Annotated in this window: 5 protein-coding genes; 2 read left to right on the top strand and 3 right to left on the bottom strand. The window is 64.7% G+C overall.

From position 1 onward, the window contains the following. Both EN914_RS25735 and EN914_RS25730 read left to right on the top strand, forming a co-directional pair. On the top strand, window positions 1-913 hold a 913-nt coding region (locus tag EN914_RS25735; RefSeq protein WP_245497844.1), incomplete at its 5' end, for an ATP-binding protein. Next, a complete protein-coding gene (locus EN914_RS25730; RefSeq protein WP_013529648.1) occupies window positions 910-1,602 on the top strand; it encodes a response regulator transcription factor in 693 nt (230 codons plus the stop codon). The genes EN914_RS25735 and EN914_RS25730, both read left to right, overlap by 4 nt. A gap of 15 nt (window positions 1,603-1,617) precedes the next feature. Here the strand turns inward: EN914_RS25730 and EN914_RS25725 are convergent, their stop codons facing one another. The 3 genes from EN914_RS25725 to EN914_RS25715 form a co-directional block, all read right to left on the bottom strand. After that, the gene (locus EN914_RS25725; protein WP_024502783.1) at window positions 1,618-3,054 is read right to left on the bottom strand and encodes an MFS transporter; all 1,437 of its coding nucleotides are present in this window, start codon (window positions 3,052-3,054) and stop codon (window positions 1,618-1,620) included. Between the two features lie 222 nt (window positions 3,055-3,276). Next, a complete protein-coding gene (locus EN914_RS25720; RefSeq protein ID WP_024502782.1) occupies window positions 3,277-3,759 on the bottom strand; it encodes a DUF992 domain-containing protein in 483 nt (160 codons plus the stop codon). A gap of 90 nt (window positions 3,760-3,849) precedes the next feature. After that, window positions 3,850-4,326, bottom strand: a complete 477-nt coding sequence (locus EN914_RS25715; RefSeq protein WP_024502781.1) for a DUF992 domain-containing protein — start codon at window positions 4,324-4,326, stop codon at window positions 3,850-3,852. Window positions 4,327-4,440 lie beyond the last annotated feature (114 nt).

Here is a 4,440-nt window from a genome sequence, read left to right as displayed (position 1 = left end):
CTTGCGGACAGGACGCACGGCCATCGGGGTCGTCGGCCTCGACAACGACAAGCAGGGGCCGCTGCTGACGCCCGAGCAGCAGCGGCTTCTCGACGCATTGGCCGACCAGGCGGCGGTCGCTATCGAGCGTATCCAACTGGTCGCCGACGTCGACCGGGCCAAGCTCGCCGCCGAGGCGGACAGGCTGCGCTCGGCGCTGCTCACCTCCATTTCCCATGATCTGAAGACGCCGCTCGCCGCCATCATGGGCGCCGCTGGCACGCTGCGGGATTTTTCAGCAGCACTTCCCGAACCGGACCGGGCCGAACTGCTGTCGACGGTGCTCGACGAATCCGAGCGGTTGAACCGCTTCATCGCCAATCTGCTCGACATGACCAAGATCGAGTCCGGCGCGATGGAGCCGAACTACGCCTTTCACTATGTCGGCGACATCGTCGGCTCCGCCCTGCAAAGGGCCAGGAAAATCATCGGCGAGCACAAGATCGAGACGGACATTCCCAGGGATTTGCCGATGTTGAAGGTCGACCCGGTGCTGTTCGAGCAAGCGTTGTTCAATCTTCTCGACAATGCGGCGAAATATGCCCCGGCCGGCTCGACGATCCGCGTCCAAGGCTGGACCGACAATGGCTCCGTCCTGCTGCAGATCATGGATGAAGGGCCGGGCATTCCTCCCGGCGATCTGGAACGGATTTTCGACACCTTCTACCGGGTGCGCAAGCGCGACCAGATCCGCGCCGGCACCGGGCTCGGCCTGTCGATCTGCCGCGGCTTCATAGAGGCGATGGGTGGCACGATCACGGCGGCAAACCGGACCGACGGTTCGGGCGCGGTCTTCACCATCAAAATGCCCAAGCCGGCAAATCCGCCCAATTTCGACGCTTCGAATACCGACGATGTGGGTGACCTGGCATGACAAACTCGAACGTCAGGATACTGGTCGTCGATGACGAGCCGCCGATCCGCAAGCTGCTGCGCGTCGGCCTCGGCAGCCAGGGCTACGCGATCAGCGAGGCGCCGAATGCCAGGGCGGCCATCGAGCTGATGGAGGCGGAGAAGCCGGACCTCGTCTTGCTCGACCTTGGCCTGCCCGGCATGAGCGGCCATGAGTTGCTGCGCAAATGGCGCGACGACGGCCTCGACATTCCGGTGGTCATCCTGTCCAGCCGGACCGACGAGGCCGGTATCGTCCAGGCCCTGGAACTCGGCGCCGACGACTATGTCACCAAACCCTTCGGCATGAACGAACTGGTCGCACGCATCCGCGTGGCGCTCCGCCACAAGTTCCAGCAGCAGGGCGAGAAGCCGATTTTCCAGACCGGCGATCTCAGCGTCGATCTGGTCAAGCGCATCGTCAAGGTCGAGGGCAAGGAGGTAAAGCTGTCGCCGAAGGAATACGACATCCTGCGCATGCTGGTGCAGCACGCCGGCAAGGTGCTGACCCATCATTTCCTGTTGAAGCAGGTCTGGGGCGACTCGACCGACGTGCAGTATCTCAGGGTCTATGTGCGGCAGCTCAGGCAGAAGATCGAGAAGAGCCCCGATCAGCCGCGCTACATCACCACCGAGACCGGCGTCGGCTACCGCCTGCGCGAGGTCGAATGAGCGGGTTGGGCGCTTCTAGCCAGTAGCTTCCAGCTGCTGGCCAAGCGGCCTGGAAACCCGCAAGGCCGCCAGGCAGCCGACAATACCGAGCGGGACGAAGGCAAGAAACAGCCAGGACGCGACATTCGCCGCCGCGTCGTGGTTCAAACCTTGCGAAAAGCCGCTGGCATTGGCGACGATGCCGGCAAGGGCTGCACCCACGGCGTAGCCGATGCGCTGCATGGTCGGCACCGCCGCCGAGGCGATGGTCTGCTCGCTCTCCGGGGCGGAGGCGACGATGACGCGTGTCAGGAACGGCCAGGCGATGCCGAAGCCGCCGCCTTGCAACAGGGCGCAGATCAGGATGAGCGGGATGGAACCCAGGGGTATCGTGTAGGCAAAGCCGGCGATGCCGGCCGCGATCATCACCGCGCCGCCGATGATAATCAGCCGCTCGCGCCGCGGCGGCGCGTTGGCGACCAGGATCGACAGGATCGACCAGGCGATCGATTCGGCGGCGATGATGTAGCCGGTGGTCAGCAGCGGAATGTCGTGAAGGCTGGTCAGCAGCAGCGGCCCGTAGACGCCGAAGGAACAGGTGGCCACCGAAAAGGCGGCAACCATGGTCATGCCGGCGCCGACCGGCGTGCGCCATGAGAACAGCCGCGCCGGGAACAGCCGCGAAAGCGGCTTCAGCGCGTCGATGGTGAAGAACAGCAGCAGGCCGATGAGGCCGAAGGCCATCAGCAGCGAAGAGCGCAGCAAGGCGATGTCGACGCCGGCCGAGGCGATCAACACCACGGCAACTGTAAGGCAGGCAAGGGCCGCGAACGGGAAGGGCGGCGCCCCGCCTGCGCTCGCCTTCGGCCTCGTCGCCTCCGGCGTGTCGAGCACGATGAAACTTGCCAGCGCCATGGCTGCGCCGCCGAGGGTGAAGATGCCGAAGGCCCAGCGCCATGACAAAAGCTCGGTCATGATCGCGCCGAGCAATGGTCCGCTGAAGGCGGCGACGCCCCAGATCGCCGACATGATGCCGAAAAGCTGCGGCCAGATGGCGCGCGAGAACAGTCGTTCGACCGAGACGAAGGCCAGCGACACCAGCGCACCGCCGCCAAGTCCTTCGATCAGGCGGCCGGCGAGGAACAGTTGCATGGAAGGCGAGGTGGCGCAGATCAGGGCGCCTGCTGCGTAGAGCAGGGCTGCGACCACCATGTTGGTGCGCAAGGGGACATAACTCACCAGCCGTCCGGCGGCCGCGCCGGCAACGATGGCACCGAGTTCGTAGATCGCCAGCGACCAGCCGACGAGCTGCACGCCCGCCAGTTCGCCGACCATGGCCGGCATCACCGTTGCCACCATCGTCTCGTTGGTGGCGTGCAACAGGATGCCGAGGCTGATGAAGCAGAAGCGCGCCAGGTCGCCGCTTGCCCATAATCCGCGCCAGTCGACCTTGTTTGTGCTGATCTCGGTCATTTCCACCCCTGTCTTGCATATCTCGACGCCAGCGCAGGACGCCAGAAGCCAGTGCGGCTTTCCGGCAGGACCATGCGGTTCGACAGCGCCGGATCGGGCGCCGCATCGAGGCGTTGTTGCGTTCGGGGCAGGCTTGTAAAACCTCAACCGGGGTTGAGCTCAAGCGGTTTTTTGAGGACCGTTCGCGCGGCAGCCTTTCCGATTGGCGGGTTCGTTGCGCGATCAGTTCTCGGTGCTGCGCAGCTGGAACTGGCTGACGCCGATCGCGAGGTTCATGCCGGTCTGCGTCTGCAAGCTGAGCGGCTGCAAGGTGAAGGCCTGAGCGGAGCCGCCGACCAGGAGATTGGCGCCGGCGCCGACGGCGGCCGTCACCTCGGCGCTGGCGCCGATGTAGTCGCCGGCCAGCGCACCCGGCGCGTAGATGTTCTTCAGCGGCGTCAGCACGATCCACTGCATGACCGTCTGCTTCGTCGTGCCGATGTCTAGGCCGTATTTGTTGACGGCGCCGAAATAGGCTTCCGGCGCGAAGCTCTTGTCGGCGGGGTTGAAGGTGCAGCTCAGATCCTTGCTCGAGCCGAAGATGAAGCCGGTGCCGCCGCCAATGGCACAGTCAAGCGTGCCGAGTTCTACGCCACCGTCCTGCGCCTGCGCTGCTCCGACAAACACGGTAGCGAATATGGCAGCAGCAATGGCTGTCTTCAGCATGATGGTCCCTCAAAAATCAACGGCGCGGAACCATCCTATCTGGTTCCGCGCCGCGGGGTGAGGGGTCATGGAGCGCACGGCTCCATGCGATCACTTGAATGAATGGATCAGCTGGAGCGAGGTCACGGCCACGGCAAGGTTGACGCCGGTCTGCGCCTGGACGCTGAGCGGCTCCAGCATGAAGGCGCTGTCCAGGCCGCCAACCAGCAGATTGGCGCCGCCGCCGGTCACCACGCTCGCCTCGGCGTTGACGCCGTAATAGCTGCCGGCGAGATCGCCTCCGTCACGGTCCCGGGTCGCAGCCAGCACGGCCCAGACGAGCTGGCCCTGATGTGTCTGGCCGACATCGAGGCCGATCTTGGAGATGACGCCTGTGTAAACCTCGGACGGCCCGTGATGATGAGGCCGGAAGACACAGGACACGCCCTTGTTGGAAGCGACGATATAAGCGGTGCCGCCGTCGATGGTGCAATCGAGCGTGCCGAGTTGCAGCTTGCCGGCGCTGGCTGGAGCCACCGCGAACATCGTCGTGGCGAGGGCAGCGGCGCAGGCGAGTTTCTTGATCATGGGAGGGTCCTTTCGCAAATTGCTTTTCGATAACGGCTTGGGAGGCCAGACCGTTCCGCTGAAAACTTGGCGCGATCAAGGCAGGGGCCGAAAGCCTCCTGCCGGGGTTAATGC

This window comes from Mesorhizobium sp. M7A.F.Ca.CA.001.08.2.1 (genome assembly GCF_003998455.1).
Classification (GTDB): domain Bacteria; phylum Pseudomonadota; class Alphaproteobacteria; order Rhizobiales; family Rhizobiaceae; genus Mesorhizobium; species Mesorhizobium ciceri.
This window is presented reverse-complemented; position numbering and strand designations above follow the sequence as displayed.